Here is a 17,012-nt window from a genome sequence, read left to right as displayed (position 1 = left end):
CTTTTCAGGCCTCACCCTTGACGCTGGGCCGGATAAGTCTCTTATTCGGCACAGCAGAGTCACCATTCAGGAAAGGACGACACATGGCTTTCGAGCTTCCCGATCTCCCCTATGCCCATGATGCCCTGGCAGACCTGGGCATGAGCCGCGAGACGCTGGAGTATCACCACGATATTCACCACAAGGCCTATGTCGACAACGGCAACAAGCTGATTGCCGGCACCGAGTGGGAAGGCAAATCGCTGGAAGATATCATCACCGGCACCTACAAGTCCGGCGCAGTGGCGCAGTCGGGCATCTTCAACAACGCCTCGCAGCACTGGAACCACGTCCAGTTCTGGGAAATGATGGCGCCAGGCAACAAGAAGATGCCGGGCGCGCTGGAAAGCGCGATCAAGGAAAGCTTCGGCTCGGTCGACAAGTTCAAGGAAGAGTTCGCCGCCGCGGGTGCGGGGCAGTTCGGCTCGGGCTGGTGCTGGCTGGTCAAGGACAAGGACGGCAGCCTGAAAGTCACCAAGACGGAAAACGGCGTGAACCCGCTTTGCTTCGGTCAGACCGCGCTTCTGGGCTGCGATGTGTGGGAGCACAGCTATTACATCGACTTCCGCAACAAGCGCCCGGCCTATCTGTCGAACTTCCTCGAAAAGCTGGTGAACTGGGAGAATGTCGCGGCGCGCCTGGGCGGCTGACGGCCCTCCGCGCGATACCAATGGGAAAGGCCTTGCCACAGGTTGGCGGGGCCTTTTTTTCCGCCGCGGCCCTCGCGCATGACCTGACGGCACCGGCGCGGAATTTTCGCTGCCCGCCACTGGCGGTGTGGACGCGCGATGCCCACATGTTTCTGACCGCGCGCCAGAATGCCCGCGGCGCGGCGGAAGACGAAATTTCACAGGAGGAAGGTTTCATGGCATTGCTGTCCAAGGGGATGTGGGTTGTTGTCGCCGATGGCGAGAAGGCGATGATCCTCGAAAATGCCGGTTCGACCGCGGCGCCGCGACTGGTGGTGCTGGACAAGTTCGAACAGGAGCTTGAAGCCAATCGCGACATGGGCACCGACCGCCCCGGTCGCATGCCCGACCCCGGCCAGAGCCAGCTTTCGGCGATGGAGCCGACCGATTACCAGCGCCTCGCCAAGGAGCGTTTCATCGGGCAGCTTGCCGATCGGGTGAACGCGCTGGCCGCGCGCGAAAAGGGCCGGCGCATCGTGCTGGCCGCGCCGCCGCAAAGCCTGGCGGTGCTGCGCGACGGGCTGTCGAAACCTGCGCTGGAGGCGGTGATCGCCGAGCTTCCCAAGACCCTTACCCAGCATCCGCTGGACAAGATCGGCAAGCTTGTGGCGCAGGACATCGACAAGATCTGAACGCCTGTGCCGGTATCGGCCGGAGAATGGATATTTTTGCCAAGAAGAAGGGGCAGGGCGCGCGCGCCGGGGGCTGTGACGGCCCTCAGCCCAGGGCGCGGCGCAAGCCTTCGGTCAGTGCGGGCACGCTGTCGGCCACCTGGACGAAGTCGCGCAGCCCGGGCGCGGCGAAGCCTTCGGCGATCACATGCTCGATCAGCGCGAGGAGCGGGGTCCAGTAGCCATCGGTGTTGAGCAGGAAAAGCGGCCTCGCGTGCAGGCCGAGTTGCCGCCATGTCAGCACCTCGAAGAATTCGTCAAGCGAGCCCGCGCCACCGGGCAGAACCACGATGGCGTCGGAATTGACGAACATGACCTTCTTGCGCTCGTGCATGGTTTCGGTGACGACGAGGCGCGTCAGGTCCTGCCGCCCCTGTTCGAGATCGAGCAGATGGCGGGGAATTACCCCGAAAGTGTCGGCGCCCGCCGCCTGTGCGGCGCGGGCGGTTTCGCCCATCAGCCCGATATCGCCCGCGCCGTAGACGAGCCGCCAGCCCTCAACGGCAAGTGCTGCGCCGAAGTCGCGGGCGGCGGCCCTATGGGCGGGATTGGTGCCGTTGCTTGCGCCGCAGAAGACACAGACCGATCGAAAGCTTTGTTGCATGAAGGCACGCCCTTGTGCAGGAGAGTGTTTTGGTCCCTGTTAACGGGGCTGCTAATGTGGCTCAAGTTGGTATGAGGATTTGCGTGCCGAGGATGCTTGATGGCGCTCTGGAATAATCTGGGGGCGGGGGCCAGGGGGCTGACCGCCGGTATCGGGATCGCGGTGCTGGCCGTGGTCGGCTATGTGATCTTTGAGCGCCTCGCCGCGCCTGAGGCGCCGGGCGTGCCCGACCCTGACCTGATCGTGCTGGCGCCCGATTCGGAGAGCGATGGCGCGCCCGCGCCGCAGGCCGCCCCTCGTGAGGCGGAAACCGCCGAAGTGCCGACTGGGCAAGCCGTGGCGCCGCAGCCGCCGCGTTTCGACCTGGTGCGGGTGGAGCCCGAAGGCGGCGCCGTGGTGGCCGGGCAGGGCGCCCCGCAAAGCGAAATCCGCGTGATGGTCGATGGTGGCGAGGCGGCGCGCGCCGCGGCAGATAATGGCGGCAGTTTCGTGGCGATGTTCGACCTGCCGCCCAGCGCCCAGCCCCGGATGGTAACGCTGGAGATGTATCTGGCCGATGGGTCGGTGCTGGAATCGGGCGAGAGCGTCCTTCTGGGACCGACGCCGGGATACGGGCTGGCCACGGCCGAGGCCGAGCCTTCCGAGGCGCCACCGATTGCGGCCGCCAGCGACCTGCCTGCGGAGCGCGACGAGGCCGTCGCCGCGCTGGCCGAGCCACCACAGGGGCCGCCGCTGACCGTGGGGCGGCTGCCGGTCGCGCCGCGCCCGGATGACCTTTCGCCCGGCACCGGGGAAGGGCGCGCGGCCGACGAGGCTGCCGGCACGCCGCCGCCGGCAACGGGTATTCCTGCCGACACGGCACGCGATGCGGACCCGTCAGGCGAGACCGCAGCGCCCCTGCCGCGCCTGGACCACCAGCCTGCCACCACCCCGCGCGACATGGCGGGGGCCGTGGAAGAGGCGCCGCCGGGGCCAACTGCCGGGCAAGGCACTGCTGGCGGGCTGGCCGATGCCCCTGCCGCCACCGATGCGCCCGTGGCCCCCGGGACGCAGAGCCGCGGCGAAAGCCCCGCGGTCCTGCTGGCCGATCAGGGCGGGGTGCGGGTAATCCAGGCCCCCGGCGGCGGCACAGCACCGCCCGAAGTGCTGGCCAATGTGGTGATCGACACGATTTCCTATTCGCCGGAAGGGGATGTGCAGCTGAGCGGGCGCGCCCGTGGCGACGGCGCTGTCCGGCTTTATCTGGATAACGAGGTACTCGACACGGTGGAGATTGCCGAGGATGGCGGCTGGCGCAGCGCGTTGCCGCAGATCGACACGGGCGTCTATACGCTGCGCGCCGACGAACTGGCCGCGACGGGCGAGGTGGTGTCGCGATTCGAGACCCCCTTCCAGCGCGAAGACCCGGCGCTGCTGGCCGGGCTGGCCGCTGCCGAGAGCGGCGACGACGCCCCGCGCGCCGAGATCGTGACCGTGCAGCCGGGCTTCACGCTTTGGGGGATTTCGCGGCGCACCTATGGGCGCGGCATTTTGTATGTGCAGGTGTTCGAGGCCAATCGCGACCTGATCCGCGACCCCCACCTGATCTATCCCGGCCAGGTCTTCAACCTGCCCGACATTCCCGAAGAAGACATTCGCGCCCTGCCCTGAGAAAAAAGTGCAGGGCGGTCGACACTGCCCGCAAGAAGGGCGCAGGCGGCCCCGGCGGGGCGCGTCATCTTCTCGCGCCCGCAGGGGGCTGACAGCTGCTCTGGTCAATTGGCGCGGGCAGGCTTAAGTCTCGGGCGCGCGCAAGAGGCGCGTGCAGAAGGACCGAAGCCACGATGCCAGCCCCGCCAGACAGCCCCGCCGCCGCGAAACCCCCGTTCGACCCGGAGAACGCCGCGGGACAGCCGCAAGCGGAAGGCCTGAGCGCGGCGGAGGCGGAGGCGGAAGCGCGCATCGACGCGGCGGAACGGCGCAGCGGCCTGCGCACGATTCGCAAGGTGACACCCTATCTCTGGCCCCCAGGCGAGACATGGGTGAAACGCCGCGTGGTCGCCGCACTGTTCGCGCTGGTCCTGGCCAAGCTGATCGCGGTGGCCACGCCGCTTTTCTACAAGGCGGCGGTGGATGCGCTGGCGGGCGAGGGGGTGGAGGCCGCCTGGCATCTGGGCATGGGCGCAATCGGCCTGACCGTGGCCTACGGCATGGCGCGGCTGATGAATGTGGGCTTCCAGCAGTTGCGCGATGTGGTCTTTGCCCGTGTCGGGCAGCGCGCGCTGCGCCGGCTGGCCTTGCAGACCTTCGAGCACATGCACCGGCTCAGCCTGCGCTATCACATCACCCGAAAGACCGGGGGCCTGAGCCGGATCATCGAGCGCGGGGTAAAGGGCGTCGATTTCCTGCTGCGGTTCCTGCTGTTTTCCATCGGGCCGCTGATGCTGGAGCTTCTGCTGGTGGCGGCGGTGCTGTTTTTGCTGTTCGATGTCTGGTACCTGGTCGCCATCGTCGTGACGATCACGCTTTATGTCTGGTTCACCTTCCGGGTGACCGAATGGCGGGTGCGGATCCGCCGCGAGATGAACACCCAGGACACTGATGCCAACCAGAAGGCGATCGACAGCCTGCTGAACTTTGAAACCGTCAAGTATTTCAACAACGAGGACATGGAGGCGCAGCGCTACGACACGGCCATGGCGCGCTATGAAACTGCGGCGATCAAGACCAACTACACGCTTGGGTTTCTGAATTTCGGGCAGTCGCTGATCATCACCACGGGGCTTGTGGTGGTGATGGTGCTGGCCGCGCTGGGGGTGCAGCGGGGCGATCTGACGGTGGGCGATTTCGTCATGGTCAATGCCTACATGATCCAGATCACCATGCCGCTGAATTTCCTGGGCACGGTCTATCGCGAGATACGCCAGGCGCTGGTGGACATGGGCGAGATGTTTGACCTGCTCGAGCAGCCCCCCGATGTTCGCGATGCTCCTGGCGCGCGCCCCCTGAATGTGCGGGGCGGCGAGGTGGAGCTTGACCGGGTCGAGTTCGGCTATGATCCGGCGCGGCCGATCCTCAAGCGCATCAGCCTGCGGGTGGGCGCGGGCGAGACAGTGGCGGTGGTGGGGCCTTCGGGGTCGGGCAAATCGACCATCGGGCGGCTTCTGTTCCGGTTTTACGATGTCACGGGCGGCGCGTTGCGCATCGACGGGCAGGATATCCGCGAGGTCACGCTGGAGTCGCTGCATTCCGCGATCGGGGTGGTGCCGCAGGATACGGTGCTGTTCAACGACACGATCGGCTACAACATCGCCTATGGCCGCCCGGATGCCAGCCGGGCCGAGATCGAGGACGCCGCGCGGGCCGCCGATATCCACGGTTTCGTCATGGGGCTGCCGGAGGGCTACGACACCCAGGTGGGCGAACGCGGGCTGAAGCTTTCGGGGGGCGAGAAACAGCGCGTGGGGATTGCACGCACGCTCTTGAAGAACCCGCCCGTCCTGCTGCTGGACGAGGCCACGAGCGCCCTGGACACCCAGACCGAGCAGCGCATCCAGGGCGCGCTGCGCGCGATGGGCGTGGGGCGCACAGTGATCACCATCGCGCACCGGCTGTCCACGGTGGTGGATGCCGACCGGATCGTGGTGCTGGACCATGGCCGGATCGTCGAGCAAGGGCGGCACGAGGAATTGCTGGAACAAGGTGGGCGCTATGCCGCGATGTGGACCCGCCAGCGCAGCGGGGCTGACGAGGCCGCGGACTGATCCCCAAGACGGGGGGCTGTCTGCCCCCCGCACCCCCCGAGGATATTTTCACCAAGAAGAAGGGGCGGGGTCATTCCCACCAGCGGTCGATTGTGGCGATATCGGCGTCGGACCAGCCCAGGTGATGCGCCAGTTCATGGACATAGACATGGGTGATAAGTTCGCCCAGGGCCACGTCGCCGCGCCCGGCCCATTCATCGAGGATCGGGCGGCGAAAGAGCCAGATCGCATCTGGCCGGTCGGGTTGGTCGAAGACGGATTTCTGCGTGAGCGGAATGCCGTCATAGAGCCCGGTGAGTTCGAACGGGTCGTCGATTTCCATCTCGCGCAGGATGTCGTCGGGCGCGAAATCCTCGATGCGCAGGGCGATGCCTGCGGCCGCTGCGCGGAACTCCTCGGGCAGGGCCGCGATGGCGGCGGCGGCGAGGGTTTCGAAATCTTCCAGCGAGGGCGCCGCGCGCGCGGCCCAGGATTCGTTCATTGATGTGGCCTCCTCACCCCGATATGGACAAAACCGCCCGCCCGTGAAAGAGCAATGCGCGAACAGGAGGCCCCGAATGACCGTTACCCGCTTTGCCCCGTCACCCACCGGATACCTGCATGTTGGCAATCTGCGCACGGCGCTGTTCAATCATCTGATCGCGCGCAAGGCCGGGGGCACGTTCATCCTGCGGCTCGACGATACCGATCCGGAGCGCTCGAAGCCCGAATATGCCGATGCGATCCGCGAGGATCTGGAATGGCTGGGCCTGACCTGGGACCGCGAGGAGCGGCAATCGGCGCGGCTGGAACGCTATGGCGAGGCCGCCGAAAAGCTGCGTGCGGCGGGGCGATTCTATGAATGTTTCGAGACGCCGGAGGAGCTGGAACTGAAGCGGCGCAAGCAGCTCAACATGGGCCGCCCCCCGGTTTACGACCGCTCGGCGCTGAAGCTGGACGAGGGCGAAAGGGCGCGGCTGCGCGAAGAGCGCGGCGCGGGGCACTGGCGTTTTCTGCTGAAGCAGGAGCGGATCGAATGGGAGGATGGCATTCTCGGGCCGCTGTCGATCGATGCGGCCAGCGTGTCGGACCCGGTGCTGATCCGCGGCGACGGGCAGGTGCTGTATACGCTGGCCTCGGTCGTCGATGACATCGAGATGGGTGTGACAGATGTCGTGCGCGGCTCGGACCATGTGACCAACACCGCGACCCAGATCCAGATCATCGGCGCGCTTGGCGGCACGCCGCCGGCATTCGCCCATCACAGCCTGCTGACGGGGCCGCAGGGCGAGGGGTTGTCCAAGCGGCTGGGCGCGCTGAGCCTGCGCGACCTACGCGCGCGGGGGGTGGAGCCGATGGCGCTTCTGTCGCTTCTGGCGCGGCTTGGGTCGAGCCAGCCGGTGGTGCTTTTCCGCAGCATCGACGAGCTTGCCGAGGGGTTCGACATGGCGCAGTTCGGATCGGCGCCGACCAAGTTCGACGAGAACGACCTGTTTCCGCTGACGCGGCAATATGTGCAGGGTCTGGATTTCGAGCAGGTGCGCGGCAAGATCCTGGGTCTGGGCGTGCCCGAGGCGCAGGCTGAGCGTTTCTGGCGGGTGGCGCGTGAAAATATCACGGTGATCGAGGATCTTAAGGGTTGGTGGCGGCTGTGTTCGGAAGGCGCCGCGCCGGAGATTGCCGAGGAGGATGTGGAATTCGTGCAGGCCGCGCTGGCGCTCTTGCCCGAGCCGCCCTTCGATGAAAACACCTGGGCCGACTGGACCGCGCGCGTGAAGGCCGAGACCGGGCGCAAGGGCAAGGCGCTGTTCATGCCGTTGCGCAAGGCGCTGACAGGGCAGGCGCAGGGGCCGGACATGGCCGATCTCATGCCGCTCTTGCAGCGGGTGCCAGGGCGCGACGCCTGAGCCGAAGGGTCAATCCGAAGTGACGAGGCGCAGATAGGGGCGCGCGGCACGCGGCGTGGCGGCGGAGATGGCGGCAGCGGCAGCCGCAGCAGTAGAGCCGGAGGCGGGGCTGGCGGCAGAATGCGCGGCCGCCGCGCCGATCTGGCGGCAGCGCAACGGCGTGAAGGAGAACCGGCGTGGCGTGGGCCCTGGCGCCCCCTCGAGCGCGAGCGCCCCGAGGGCACAGTCGATCTGGCCCTGCGCCCCGCGCAGGGGCAGGAGCAGGAGCCGCCCCCGGAGTGCCGGACGGCGAAACCCCCGCGGGCTGAACAATGCGCATTCGACCAGCGCGGGCGCGGCGAAGACCCGTTCGACCAGTTCGGAAAACTCTGCGCGCTGCGCGCCGGCGATGGGCACGGTAAGCGGCAGACCGCGTGGCTCGGCGCCCAGCAGACCGGCGAGCGCATCCCCCGCCACCCGCAACCGCGCCACGCCCGGCGCAATACGTTCGGCGAGGAAGGCCTGGGAAAGCGCGTTCTCGATACCGCGCGGGTCTATATCGGTGCGGCGCGGAAGGGCGGGCGCGCCCTGGGTGAGGCCACGCAGGGCCTCCCAATAGGCCTCAATCGTGTCGAGGGCGGGCAGCCTGAGCCGTGCGGCGCTGTGCCCGGCAAGTCCGGTATCTGCGCCCGGTGAAATCCTTGGGGGGTCGATGGGTGTGTTATCCGGCATGATCGGCAGCCCCGGGGTTGGGTTTCTGAGGATTGGTTGTGCTGAGGCCCGTTCGCGGTCCGAAAGCGGCGGCGCGGTAGAGAGTGCCGGCCGTGATTGCGAGGGCTGGCAAGCTCTGCTAACCCTTGGCTGGGCTTTCGGCGCGCCCGGCTTCGCCGACCGGCCCTGACGGTAACATGGCATGTTTTCATAAAAATTGGGGAGAATTCGCAGCGGATGGTTAACTCAATGACCGGATATGCCACGCTGCGCGGCGCGGGCGAGGGGGCCGAATGGGTCTGGGAAATGCGCGGCGTGAACGGGCGCGGGCTGGACTTGCGGCTGCGCCTGCCCGACGGGGTCGAGGGGCTGGAGCCGCTGGTGCGGGCCGAGCTTTCCCGGCGGCTGCGGCGCGGCTCGGTCAGCCTGAGCTTGCGGCTTTCCCATGGCACGGGCGGCGCAGCACTGCGGGTTGACGCGGCCGCGCTTGAGGCGGCGCTTGCTGCCCTGCGCCAGGCCGAGGCGGCGGCGGCCCGGCTGGGCCTTGCGTTGGCGCCGGCCACCGGGGCGGCGGTGCTGGGCATACGTGGGGTGCTGGACAGCTCGGCCAACGCCGCGCCCGATGCCGAGGCGTTGCGCGCCGCGCTGATGGCCGATCTGCCCGCGTTGCTGGATGCATTCCTTGAGATGCGCGCGGAGGAAGGCCGGCGGCTGGCCGCGCTGCTGACGGGGCATCTCGACACGGTGGAGGCCCTCACGGCGCAGGCTGCCGAGCGGGCCGAGGCGCGGCGGCCCGCGATGGCGGTGGCGCTGCGCGAGGCGCTGGCGGCAGTGATGGAGGCGGCGCCAACGGCGGATTCGGGCCGGGTGGAGCAGGAGCTTGCGCTGCTGGCCGTCAAGACCGACGTGACCGAGGAAATCGACCGGCTGCGCGCCCATGTCGCCGCCGCGCGCGATCTGCTGGTGGCCGGGCAGGGCGGCGCGCCGGTGGGGCGCAAGCTTGATTTCCTCATGCAGGAGTTCAACCGCGAGGCCAACACCCTGTGCAGCAAGGCGCAGGACAGCGTGCTGACCCGCCTCGGGCTTGACCTGAAGGCGGTGATCGATCAGATGCGCGAGCAGGTTCAGAATGTGGAGTAGGGCGTGAACGCACAGGCGGCCAGCCAGAAAACCGGCAGCTCCGGGCCGGAAACGGGTGCGAGGCGGCGCGGGCTGCTGATCATCCTGTCGTCGCCCTCGGGGGCGGGAAAATCGACGCTGGCGCGGCGGCTCATTGCCTGGGACCCGGCGATCTCCTTTTCGGTGTCGGCCACCACGCGCCCGCCGCGCCCCGGCGAGGTGAACGGCCGCGAGTATCATTTCCGCTGCCGTGAGGAATTTTCCGCGATGGTCGCCGCGGGTGAGATGCTGGAACATGCCGAGGTGTTCGGCAATCTCTACGGCTCGCCGCGCGGGCCGGTCGAGGAGGCTGTCGAGGCCGGGCGCGACACGCTGTTCGACATCGACTGGCAGGGCGGGCAGCAAATTGCCAACTCGCCGCTGAAATCCGACACGATTTCCGTGTTCATCCTGCCGCCCTCGATCGCCGAGTTGCGCCACCGGCTGGAAACCCGCGGACAGGACAGCGCCGAGGTGATCGCCGGGCGCATGGCCAAGGCCCGCGATGAAATCAGCCATTGGGCCGAATATGATTACGTGCTGATCAACCGCGACCTGGAGGACACCGCCGCGCGGCTGATCGCCATTGTCACCGCCGAGCGCCTGCGGCGCGAACGGCAGCCGGGCCTCAGCCCCTTCGTGCTGGGCCTCAACCGCGAATTCGAGGCGCAGCCATGATCTGGACGCTTGACAATGACACCCCTCAACTGCCCGAAAGCGGTGAATACTGGGTCGCGCCCGATGCCAGCCTGATCGGCAAGGTGGTGCTGGGCGAGGGGGCCTCGGTCTGGTTCGGGGCGGTGCTGCGGGGCGATAACGAGCCGATCACCGTCGGGCCGGGCAGCAACATCCAGGAACATTCCGTGCTGCACACCGACATGGGTTATCCGCTGACCATAGGCGCCGATTGCACCATCGGCCACCGCGCGATCCTGCATGGCTGCACCCTGGGCGACAAGACGCTGATCGGCATGGGGGCCACGGTGCTCAACGGAGCCGTGATCGGGCGCAACTGCCTGATCGGGGCTGGCGCGCTGATTACCGAGGGCAAGGAAATCCCCGATGGCAGCCTGGTAATGGGCGCACCGGGGCGTGTTGTGCGTCAGCTTGACGGCGCCGCGATCGAGGGGCTGCGCGCCTCGGCCAGGCGGTATCAGGAGAACATGCGCCGTTATCGCAAGGGGTTGCGCAGCGCGCAGTGAGGGGGGCTGCGGCGATGTGCGATACGGGCACCCTTTATGCCGATAATCAATATTATGTTAAATATTTGTTAACCAGGCGGGCGCCGGCATGAGGAAAATCGCGGCATCCGGCCTTTCCCTTGGCGCCGCGCTCTGTCACAAAAGCGAGCAACCGCGGATGTTAACAGGTCAGTCGTGATGAAAACCGCCTTTCCCATCAAGATCGCCCCGTCGATCCTGTCTGCCGATTTCGCCGATTTCGGCGCCGAGTGCCGCGCGATCGAAGCCCAGGGCGCCGACTGGGTGCATGTCGATGTGATGGACGGCCATTTCGTGCCCAACATCACCTTCGGCCCGGCCACCTGCGCCGCGATCCGCCCGCATATCAAGGGCGTGATGGATGTACATTTGATGATTGCGCCGGTCGATCCCTATATCGAGGCCTTTGCCGAGGCTGGCGCAGATATAATCACTGCCCATCTGGAAGCCGGCCCACACATTCACCGCACGCTGCAAGCCATTCGGAACACGGGAAGAAAAGCCGGCCTCGCGCTCAACCCCGGCACCGGAATTGATGCCGTGGAGCACCTGCTCGACATGATCGACCTGGTCTGCGTGATGACAGTGAACCCCGGCTTCGGCGGGCAGAAGTTCATCCATTCCCAGATCGAGAAAGTGCGCCGCCTGCGCGCGATGATCGGTGACCGGCCCATCCATATCGAGATCGACGGCGGCGTCACGGTCGAGACCGCGCCGCTGGTGGCCGCCGCAGGTGCAGATGTGCTGGTGGCCGGTTCGGCCGTGTTCAAGGGCGGTTCGGCCGCGCAGCCCGGAGTCTACGGAGAAAACATCCGCGCCATACGTGCTGCTGCCGACGCTGCCACCTCTCGAATGGCTTGAAGTTTGCCGCTCAATCTACTGAGAAAAGGAGGATTTGTTCATGCCGCCTGTCAACGCGCCTGTTTGCGATTTCGGCTGGAAAGCCCCCGATTTCACCCTGCCTGCGACCGATGGCAAGACCTATAGCCTGGGAGATGTCAAAGGCCCGCGTGGCACCTTGATCGTGTTCATCTGCAATCACTGCCCCTTCGTTCTGGCCGCGCTTGAGCGGATCATTCGCGACGCGCGCGAGTTGCAATCGCTGGGGGTTGGCGTGGCCGCGATCAGCTCGAACGATGCGGAAGCCTACCCGGATGACAGTTTCGACAACATGAAGAAACTGGCACAAGAGCATGATTTTCCTTTTCCTTACCTGCATGATGAAAGCCAGGACGTGGCCCGTGCCTGGGGTGCGGCCTGCACGCCCGACTTCTTCGGGTTCAACGCGGATGGCGAATTGCAGTATCGCGGGCGGATCGACGCGGCGGGGATGAAGGCCCCTGCCCCCGGCACCCCGCGCGAACTGTTCGAGGCCATGCGCCAGATCGCCGAAACCGGCGAAGGCCCGCGCGAGCAGACGCCCTCGATCGGCTGCTCGATCAAGTGGAAGGCCGCCTGAGATGCGCCCCGCTGTCGTCTTCGACCTGGACGGCACGCTGATCGACAGCGCGCCCGATCTGCACGCCGCGGCCAATGCGGTGCTGAAGGCCGAGGGGCTGGCGCCGCTGACGCTGGCGCAGGCGCGCGGCTTCGTGGGCAATGGCGCGCCGGTATTCGTGCAGCGCATGATGGCCGCGCGGGGGCTGCCCGAGGCCCCCGAGTTGCACGCACGGCTGCTGGCGCGCTTTCTTGAGCATTACGAGGCCGGGGTGCAGTTGACCCGGCCCTATCCTGGGGCGATCGAGGCGCTGCGCAGCTTGCAGGCGGCGGGGTTCCGGCTGGGGCTGTGCACCAACAAGCCCTTCGGGCCGACGCAGGCGGTGCTGGCGCATCTGAAGCTTTCCGGTCTGTTCGGCACGGTGGTGGGCGGCGATTCCCTGCCCCGGCGCAAGCCTGACCCGGCCCCCCTGCACCATGCGCTTGCCGCGCTTGGTGCGGACGGGGGCGCGGCGGCCTTTTTCGTCGGCGACAGCGAGGTCGATGCCGAATGCGCCCATGCCGCCGGGGTGCCCTTCGCGCTGTTCACCGAGGGCTATCGTAAATCCCCGGCGGAAAGTCTGCGCCCGGCGCTGGCCTTCGATGATTACACTGCGCTGGTTTCTTGGCTCTCGCAGCCACGTTGACGGCCCGTCTTACCGTTTCAAGGCGTCGGCGCAACGATATCCTGCATTACAGGCTTGCAATATATTCACATAACAATATATGAGGCGAGGCCGGCATCGGAGCACGTTCATCCCACCCGCCGCGCCGGGCCGACAAGCCATCAGAGGGTAAGCGATGCACAGGTTCTTTCCGATCTTCGACTGGGGGCGCGGTTATGACCGCGAAACCTTCGCCAGCGACCTTGTCGCCGCCATCGTCGTGACGATCATGCTGATCCCGCAGGGCATGGCCTATGCCATGCTGGCGGGGCTGCCGCCCGAGGCCGGGCTCTACGGCGCGATGCTGCCGCTTGTGCTTTATGCGCTGTTCGGCACCTCGCGCGCGCTGGCCGTGGGGCCTGTGGCCGTGGTCGCGCTGATGACCGCGGCGGCGGCAGGCGACATCGCGCAACAGGGCACCCAGGGCTATCACCTGGCCGCGCTGGCGATCGCCTTTCTGTCGGGGGCGCTCATGCTGGGGCTGGGGCTGGCGCGGCTGGGCTTCATCGCCAATTTCCTCAGCCATCCGGTGATTTCGGGTTTCATCACGGCGGCGGGCATCATCATCGCCGGCAGCCAGATCCGCCATCTCACCGGTATCGAGATGGGCGGCAAGACACTGATTGCACTGATCGACTCATTCTTCCGCGGCCTGGGCGGGCTGCACTGGCCGACGCTGGCAATCAGCGTGGTGGTGCTGGGCTTCCTGTTCTGGTCGCGCAAGGGGCTGGCGCCGCTGCTGGCGCGGTTGGGGCTGGGGCAGCGGCTTGCCGGGTTGCTGGCCAAGGGCGCGCTGCTGGCGGCCGTGGCGGGCTCTACCCTCGCGGTGATCTGGCTGGACCTCGAGGCGCGCGGCGTGGCGATCGTGGGCGACATCCCGCGCGGGCTGCCGCAGTTTTCCATGCCGGTGGCCGACACGGCGCTGCTGCAGATCCTGCTGGTGCCCGCGATCATGATTGCCATCGTGGGCTATGTCGAGTCGATCTCCATCGCGCAGACACTGGCCGCGAAACGCCGCCAGAAGATCGACCCGGACAAGGAGCTGGTCGCGCTTGGCATGGCCAATCTCGGGGCCTCGGTCACGTCGGCCATGCCGGTGACGGGCGGGCTTTCGCGCTCCATCGTCAATTTTGACGCGGGCGCACGCACCCCGGCCGCGGGGGCGATGACGGCGCTGGCCATCGGCGTTGCGCTGATGTTCCTCACGCCCCTTCTTTACGCGCTGCCCAATGCCACGCTGGCGGCGATCATCATCGTGGCGGTGGCTTCGCTGCTCGATTTCCGCGCCCTGCCCCGCACCTGGAGCTACTCGAAGATGGACGGCGCCGCGATGGCGGCGACCATTGCCGTGACCCTGCTGGCCGGGGTCGAGAATGGGCTGATGGCCGGTGTCGGCCTTTCGCTGGCGCTGCACCTTTATCGCACCTCGCGGCCGCATGTGGCCATCGTGGGCCAGGTGCCGGGCACCGAGCATTTCCGCAACGTCCAGCGCCACGATGTGGTGACAGCGCCGCATGTGCTGTCGATCCGGGTGGATGAGAGCCTCTACTTCCCCAATGCCCGCTTTCTGGAAGACACGGTGAACGACGCGGTGGCGGTGAACCCCGAGGTCACGGATGTGGTGCTGATGTTCACGGCGGTCAACGCGGTGGATGCCTCTGCACTGGAAAGCCTGGAGATGATCAACGCGCGCCTGCGCGAGGCCGGGATCAGGCTGCACCTGTCCGAAGTGAAAGGCCCGGTGATGGACCGCTTCGGCCGCTGCCATTTCCCCGACGAGTTGAGCGGCAAGGTGTTCCTGACGCAGCATGACGCGATGGCCGCGCTGGCCCCTGAGATCACCGCCGACACCTGCGCGGCGCCTCGGCTGCTTGCGCCCACCACCTGACGTCGCGCCGGGCCGCCGAGCTGCCGTTCACATTTTCGTGGCGTCTTTTGGGGAACGCCGGGCGTGCCTTTCCGGCCGGCCCCTCGACAATCCGCGCCGTGCGTGGCAACCCTGAAACAACGGGTGACAGGGGACAGTCAGTATCCGCCGATGGTGCATGAAATAGATGTCACCGCAGACAGCCGGGACGCGCACGACTGCGGGCAGCGTCCTGTCCGGATGCTCGAGATCGACAGCCAGGCCGAGGCAATCCCGGCCATTTTCGATCATGTCGAGAAGATCCTGCAATCCACAAGCGTCGATGAAATCTGGGCGCTGCATTGCGCGAAGATGGGCCAGTACGGGTTCGACCGGCTGATCTATGCCTTCACCCGCTTTCTGCACCGGCTGGAACTGACCGATCTGAACGATGTTTTGATCCTGTCGAACATGAGCCGCAGCTATCTGGATCAGTATTTCGGCAACCGCTACCACATCACCGGGCCGATGACCCGCTGGGCGATGGCCAATACCGGCGCCTGCAGCTGGCGCATGATCGAAGAGATGGCCCGGCGCGGAGAACTTTCCGAAGAAGAGCGGCGCACCGTGGCCTTCAACCGGTCGATGGGGGTGAGCGCGGGCTATTCGATCAGCTTCGGCGATATCGCCAGCCGGTTTCGCGGCGCGATCGCCCTTTGTGCCGCACCCGGGCTTTCACAGGCCGAGGCCGACGCAACCTGGCAGCGGCACGGGCGCGAAATCCTGATGATCAACCAGATCACCCATCTGCGTATCATCAACCTGCCCTATGTGCTGGAAAACCAGTCGCTGACCCCGCGGCAGCGCGAGGTTCTGGAATTGATCGCCGACGGGCGCTCGAACAGCGAGATCGCCGCCATCCTCGGGGTGATTCCCGCCACGGTTGAAAAGCATCTGCGCCTGGCGCGCGAGGCGCTCTCGGCCGACAGCACAACCCAGGCAGTGCTCAAGGCCTTGTTCAACAATCTTATTTTCAGGAATGAAATGTGAACATGTTTTTGTCCAAAAGGTAAGGAAATCCGGACTTTAATTCCCGCCGCAGTAAGACATACTCATCATGTTCCGTGAGTGGTGGCATTATTGCCTGGGAACACGCGGCGGTGGAAACTGACGATTATCAGATTCCCCCGTCGCACCGGGAAACCGGACAGGCGGCCTGTTTGGGTTATACTCGCCTGTGCAGGCCGCCACTTTCACGGTCGGACATTGGCGAGACGGATCTCACCCTGACTACAGTCCTAGCTGCGCAGCACCCTTTGGCCGATGCGAAACCCCTGACATTCCAGGCACTTACCGGCAGACATTCACTGTGTCCAAATATCCCCGCCGGAGGCTTCGGTGCGGCCTGGCCGCACCGAAAACCGGGCGCTGGCGCGACTGGCGGGATCAGCCCTTGAGGGTCTTTGCGACCTCGGCGGCGAAGTCTTCTTCCTGCTTCTCGATGCCTTCGCCCACGGCCATCCGAACGAAGCCTGTCACCTCGACCCCGGCTTCCTTAGCGGCCTCGGCAACCGTCAGGTCGGGGTTGATGACGAATTTCTGGCCAAGAAGCGTCACTTCCTCGAAGAACTTCTTCATCCGGCCTTCGATCATCTTCTCGATGACCTGCTCGGGTTTGCCGGATTCGCGCGCCTGTTCGGTCAGGACCGATTTTTCACGCTCCACCAGCGCCGGGTCCAGGTCGGCCTCCGACAGCGAAGCCGGGCTGGTCGCCGCTACATGCATGGCGATCTGCTTGCCGATGCCGTTGTCGGCCCCCTTGAGCGCGACCAGAACGCCGATCTTGCCAAGCCCCTCGGCGGCGGCGTTGTGGACATAGGCCGCAACGCTTTCCCCCTCGACCGCGGCCACGCGGCGCAGGGTCATGTTCTCGCCGATCTTGGCGATGGCATCGGTCAGCACGGTCTCGACCGGTTTGCCGTTCAGCTCGGCCGCCTTCAGCGCCTCGAGGTCCGACACCGCCAGCGCGGTCGTGGCGATACCCGTGACCATCTGCTGGAACTCGGCATTCTTGGCGACGAAATCGGTTTCCGAATTCACCTCGACCGCCACGCCGCGGCCGCCTTCGACAGCCACGCCCACCAGCCCCTCGGCCGCGGTGCGGCCCGATTTCTTGGCGGCCTTGGCCAGCCCCTTGGTGCGCAGCCAGTCCTGCGCGGCCTGCATGTCGCCGTCGGTTTCCTGCAGCGCCTTCTTGGCGTCCATCATGCCTGCGCCGGTGCTTTCGCGCAGTTCCTTCACCATGCTCGCGGTGATTGCCATGGC

The 17,012-nt window shown here is 66.4% G+C and carries 17 protein-coding genes; 13 read left to right on the top strand and 4 right to left on the bottom strand.

Going from position 1 to position 17,012, the window contains the following annotated elements; translation table 11 throughout:
- Positions 1 to 83: 83 nt before the first annotated feature.
- Together DQ229_RS05065 and DQ229_RS05060 are read left to right on the top strand one after the other, a co-directional pair.
- Positions 84 to 689, top strand: coding sequence for a superoxide dismutase (locus tag DQ229_RS05065; protein WP_114965188.1), 606 nt, complete (start codon positions 84 to 86; stop codon positions 687 to 689).
- Between the two features lie 215 nt (positions 690 to 904).
- Positions 905 to 1,360 carry a host attachment family protein gene (locus tag DQ229_RS05060; RefSeq protein ID WP_162300750.1) on the top strand — a complete coding sequence of 152 codons (456 nt, stop codon included), beginning with the start codon at positions 905 to 907 and terminating at the stop codon, positions 1,358 to 1,360.
- A gap of 85 nt (positions 1,361 to 1,445) precedes the next feature.
- Here the strand turns inward: DQ229_RS05060 and DQ229_RS05055 are convergent, their stop codons facing one another.
- A complete protein-coding gene (locus tag DQ229_RS05055; RefSeq protein WP_114965186.1) occupies positions 1,446 to 2,003 on the bottom strand; it encodes an LOG family protein in 558 nt (185 codons plus the stop codon).
- A gap of 99 nt (positions 2,004 to 2,102) precedes the next feature.
- On the opposite strand from DQ229_RS05055, the gene DQ229_RS05050 reads away from it, so the two are divergent.
- Positions 2,103 to 3,653 (top strand): LysM peptidoglycan-binding domain-containing protein, encoded by a 1,551-nt coding sequence (locus tag DQ229_RS05050; RefSeq protein WP_114965185.1) that lies wholly within the window; start codon positions 2,103 to 2,105, stop codon positions 3,651 to 3,653.
- Positions 3,654 to 3,826: 173 nt separating this feature from the next.
- Positions 3,827 to 5,746 carry an ABCB family ABC transporter ATP-binding protein/permease gene (locus DQ229_RS05045; protein ID WP_114965184.1) on the top strand — a complete coding sequence of 640 codons (1,920 nt, stop codon included), beginning with the start codon at positions 3,827 to 3,829 and terminating at the stop codon, positions 5,744 to 5,746.
- Positions 5,747 to 5,816: 70 nt separating this feature from the next.
- Here DQ229_RS05045 and DQ229_RS05040 read toward each other — a convergent pair whose 3' ends face one another.
- Entirely contained in the window at positions 5,817 to 6,227 is a 411-nt protein-coding gene (locus DQ229_RS05040; RefSeq protein ID WP_114965183.1) for a metallopeptidase family protein, read from the bottom strand.
- Between the two features lie 76 nt (positions 6,228 to 6,303).
- Here DQ229_RS05040 and gltX point away from each other — a divergent pair, with 76 nt between their 5' ends.
- The gene (gene gltX / locus DQ229_RS05035; RefSeq protein WP_114965182.1) at positions 6,304 to 7,632 is read left to right on the top strand and encodes a glutamate--tRNA ligase; all 1,329 of its coding nucleotides are present in this window, start codon (positions 6,304 to 6,306) and stop codon (positions 7,630 to 7,632) included.
- A 9-nt stretch (positions 7,633 to 7,641) separates the two neighbouring features.
- Here the strand turns inward: gltX and DQ229_RS05030 are convergent, their stop codons facing one another.
- Entirely contained in the window at positions 7,642 to 8,343 is a 702-nt protein-coding gene (locus DQ229_RS05030; RefSeq protein ID WP_162300749.1) for a PAS domain-containing protein, read from the bottom strand.
- A gap of 216 nt (positions 8,344 to 8,559) precedes the next feature.
- Between DQ229_RS05030 and DQ229_RS05025 the strand changes: the two genes are divergently transcribed.
- The 8 genes from DQ229_RS05025 (at position 8,560) to DQ229_RS04990 (ending at position 15,737) form a co-directional block, all read left to right on the top strand.
- A complete protein-coding gene (locus DQ229_RS05025) occupies positions 8,560 to 9,462 on the top strand; it encodes a YicC/YloC family endoribonuclease (protein WP_114965180.1) in 903 nt (300 codons plus the stop codon).
- A gap of 3 nt (positions 9,463 to 9,465) precedes the next feature.
- Positions 9,466 to 10,158, top strand: a complete 693-nt coding sequence (gmk, locus tag DQ229_RS05020; RefSeq protein WP_114965179.1) for a guanylate kinase — start codon at positions 9,466 to 9,468, stop codon at positions 10,156 to 10,158.
- Complete coding sequence (locus DQ229_RS05015) at positions 10,155 to 10,682, top strand: gamma carbonic anhydrase family protein (protein ID WP_114965178.1); 528 nt, start codon at positions 10,155 to 10,157, stop codon at positions 10,680 to 10,682. Before gmk ends, DQ229_RS05015 begins: the two co-directional genes overlap by 4 nt.
- A gap of 177 nt (positions 10,683 to 10,859) precedes the next feature.
- Positions 10,860 to 11,561 carry a ribulose-phosphate 3-epimerase gene (gene rpe / locus DQ229_RS05010; RefSeq protein WP_114965177.1) on the top strand — a complete coding sequence of 234 codons (702 nt, stop codon included), beginning with the start codon at positions 10,860 to 10,862 and terminating at the stop codon, positions 11,559 to 11,561.
- 40 nt (positions 11,562 to 11,601) lie between these two features.
- Entirely contained in the window at positions 11,602 to 12,159 is a 558-nt protein-coding gene (locus DQ229_RS05005; protein WP_114965176.1) for a thioredoxin family protein, read from the top strand.
- 1 nt (position 12,160) lies between these two features.
- Positions 12,161 to 12,823, top strand: a complete 663-nt coding sequence (gene gph / locus DQ229_RS05000; RefSeq protein ID WP_114965175.1) for a phosphoglycolate phosphatase — start codon at positions 12,161 to 12,163, stop codon at positions 12,821 to 12,823.
- Between the two features lie 154 nt (positions 12,824 to 12,977).
- A complete protein-coding gene (locus DQ229_RS04995; RefSeq protein WP_114965174.1) occupies positions 12,978 to 14,729 on the top strand; it encodes a SulP family inorganic anion transporter in 1,752 nt (583 codons plus the stop codon).
- A 102-nt stretch (positions 14,730 to 14,831) separates the two neighbouring features.
- Complete coding sequence (locus DQ229_RS04990; RefSeq protein ID WP_238380962.1) at positions 14,832 to 15,737, top strand: helix-turn-helix transcriptional regulator; 906 nt, start codon at positions 14,832 to 14,834, stop codon at positions 15,735 to 15,737.
- Between the two features lie 396 nt (positions 15,738 to 16,133).
- Here DQ229_RS04990 and tsf read toward each other — a convergent pair whose 3' ends face one another.
- Entirely contained in the window at positions 16,134 to 17,009 is an 876-nt protein-coding gene (gene tsf, locus DQ229_RS04985; RefSeq protein ID WP_114965232.1) for a translation elongation factor Ts, read from the bottom strand.
- Between the last annotated feature and the right edge of the window lie 3 nt (positions 17,010 to 17,012).

The sequence above is a fragment of the Alkalilacustris brevis genome, assembly GCF_003350345.1.
GTDB lineage: Bacteria > Pseudomonadota > Alphaproteobacteria > Rhodobacterales > Rhodobacteraceae > Alkalilacustris > Alkalilacustris brevis.
The sequence above is the reverse complement of the archived record's forward strand: the minus strand, read 5'-3'. Positions and strand labels throughout refer to the sequence as shown.

Bases quoted from the DNA above. Each gene is read 5' to 3' on its own strand.
- DQ229_RS05065 (WP_114965188.1), top strand. From the start codon at position 84: ATGGCTTTCGAGCTTCCCGATCTCCCCTATGCCCATGATGCCCTGGCA.
- DQ229_RS05060 (WP_162300750.1), top strand. From the start codon at position 905: ATGGCATTGCTGTCCAAGGGGATGTGGGTTGTTGTCGCCGATGGCGAG.
- DQ229_RS05055 (WP_114965186.1), bottom strand. From the start codon at position 2,003: ATGCAACAAAGCTTTCGATCGGTCTGTGTCTTCTGCGGCGCAAGCAAC.
- DQ229_RS05050 (WP_114965185.1), top strand. From the start codon at position 2,103: ATGGCGCTCTGGAATAATCTGGGGGCGGGGGCCAGGGGGCTGACCGCC.
- DQ229_RS05045 (WP_114965184.1), top strand. From the start codon at position 3,827: ATGCCAGCCCCGCCAGACAGCCCCGCCGCCGCGAAACCCCCGTTCGAC.
- DQ229_RS05040 (WP_114965183.1), bottom strand. From the start codon at position 6,227: ATGAACGAATCCTGGGCCGCGCGCGCGGCGCCCTCGCTGGAAGATTTC.
- gltX (WP_114965182.1), top strand. From the start codon at position 6,304: ATGACCGTTACCCGCTTTGCCCCGTCACCCACCGGATACCTGCATGTT.
- DQ229_RS05030 (WP_162300749.1), bottom strand. From the start codon at position 8,343: ATGCCGGATAACACACCCATCGACCCCCCAAGGATTTCACCGGGCGCA.
- DQ229_RS05025 (WP_114965180.1), top strand. From the start codon at position 8,560: ATGGTTAACTCAATGACCGGATATGCCACGCTGCGCGGCGCGGGCGAG.
- DQ229_RS05015 (WP_114965178.1), top strand. From the start codon at position 10,155: ATGATCTGGACGCTTGACAATGACACCCCTCAACTGCCCGAAAGCGGT.
- rpe (WP_114965177.1), top strand. From the start codon at position 10,860: ATGAAAACCGCCTTTCCCATCAAGATCGCCCCGTCGATCCTGTCTGCC.
- DQ229_RS05005 (WP_114965176.1), top strand. From the start codon at position 11,602: ATGCCGCCTGTCAACGCGCCTGTTTGCGATTTCGGCTGGAAAGCCCCC.
- gph (WP_114965175.1), top strand. From the start codon at position 12,161: ATGCGCCCCGCTGTCGTCTTCGACCTGGACGGCACGCTGATCGACAGC.
- DQ229_RS04995 (WP_114965174.1), top strand. From the start codon at position 12,978: ATGCACAGGTTCTTTCCGATCTTCGACTGGGGGCGCGGTTATGACCGC.
- tsf (WP_114965232.1), bottom strand. From the start codon at position 17,009: ATGGCAATCACCGCGAGCATGGTGAAGGAACTGCGCGAAAGCACCGGC.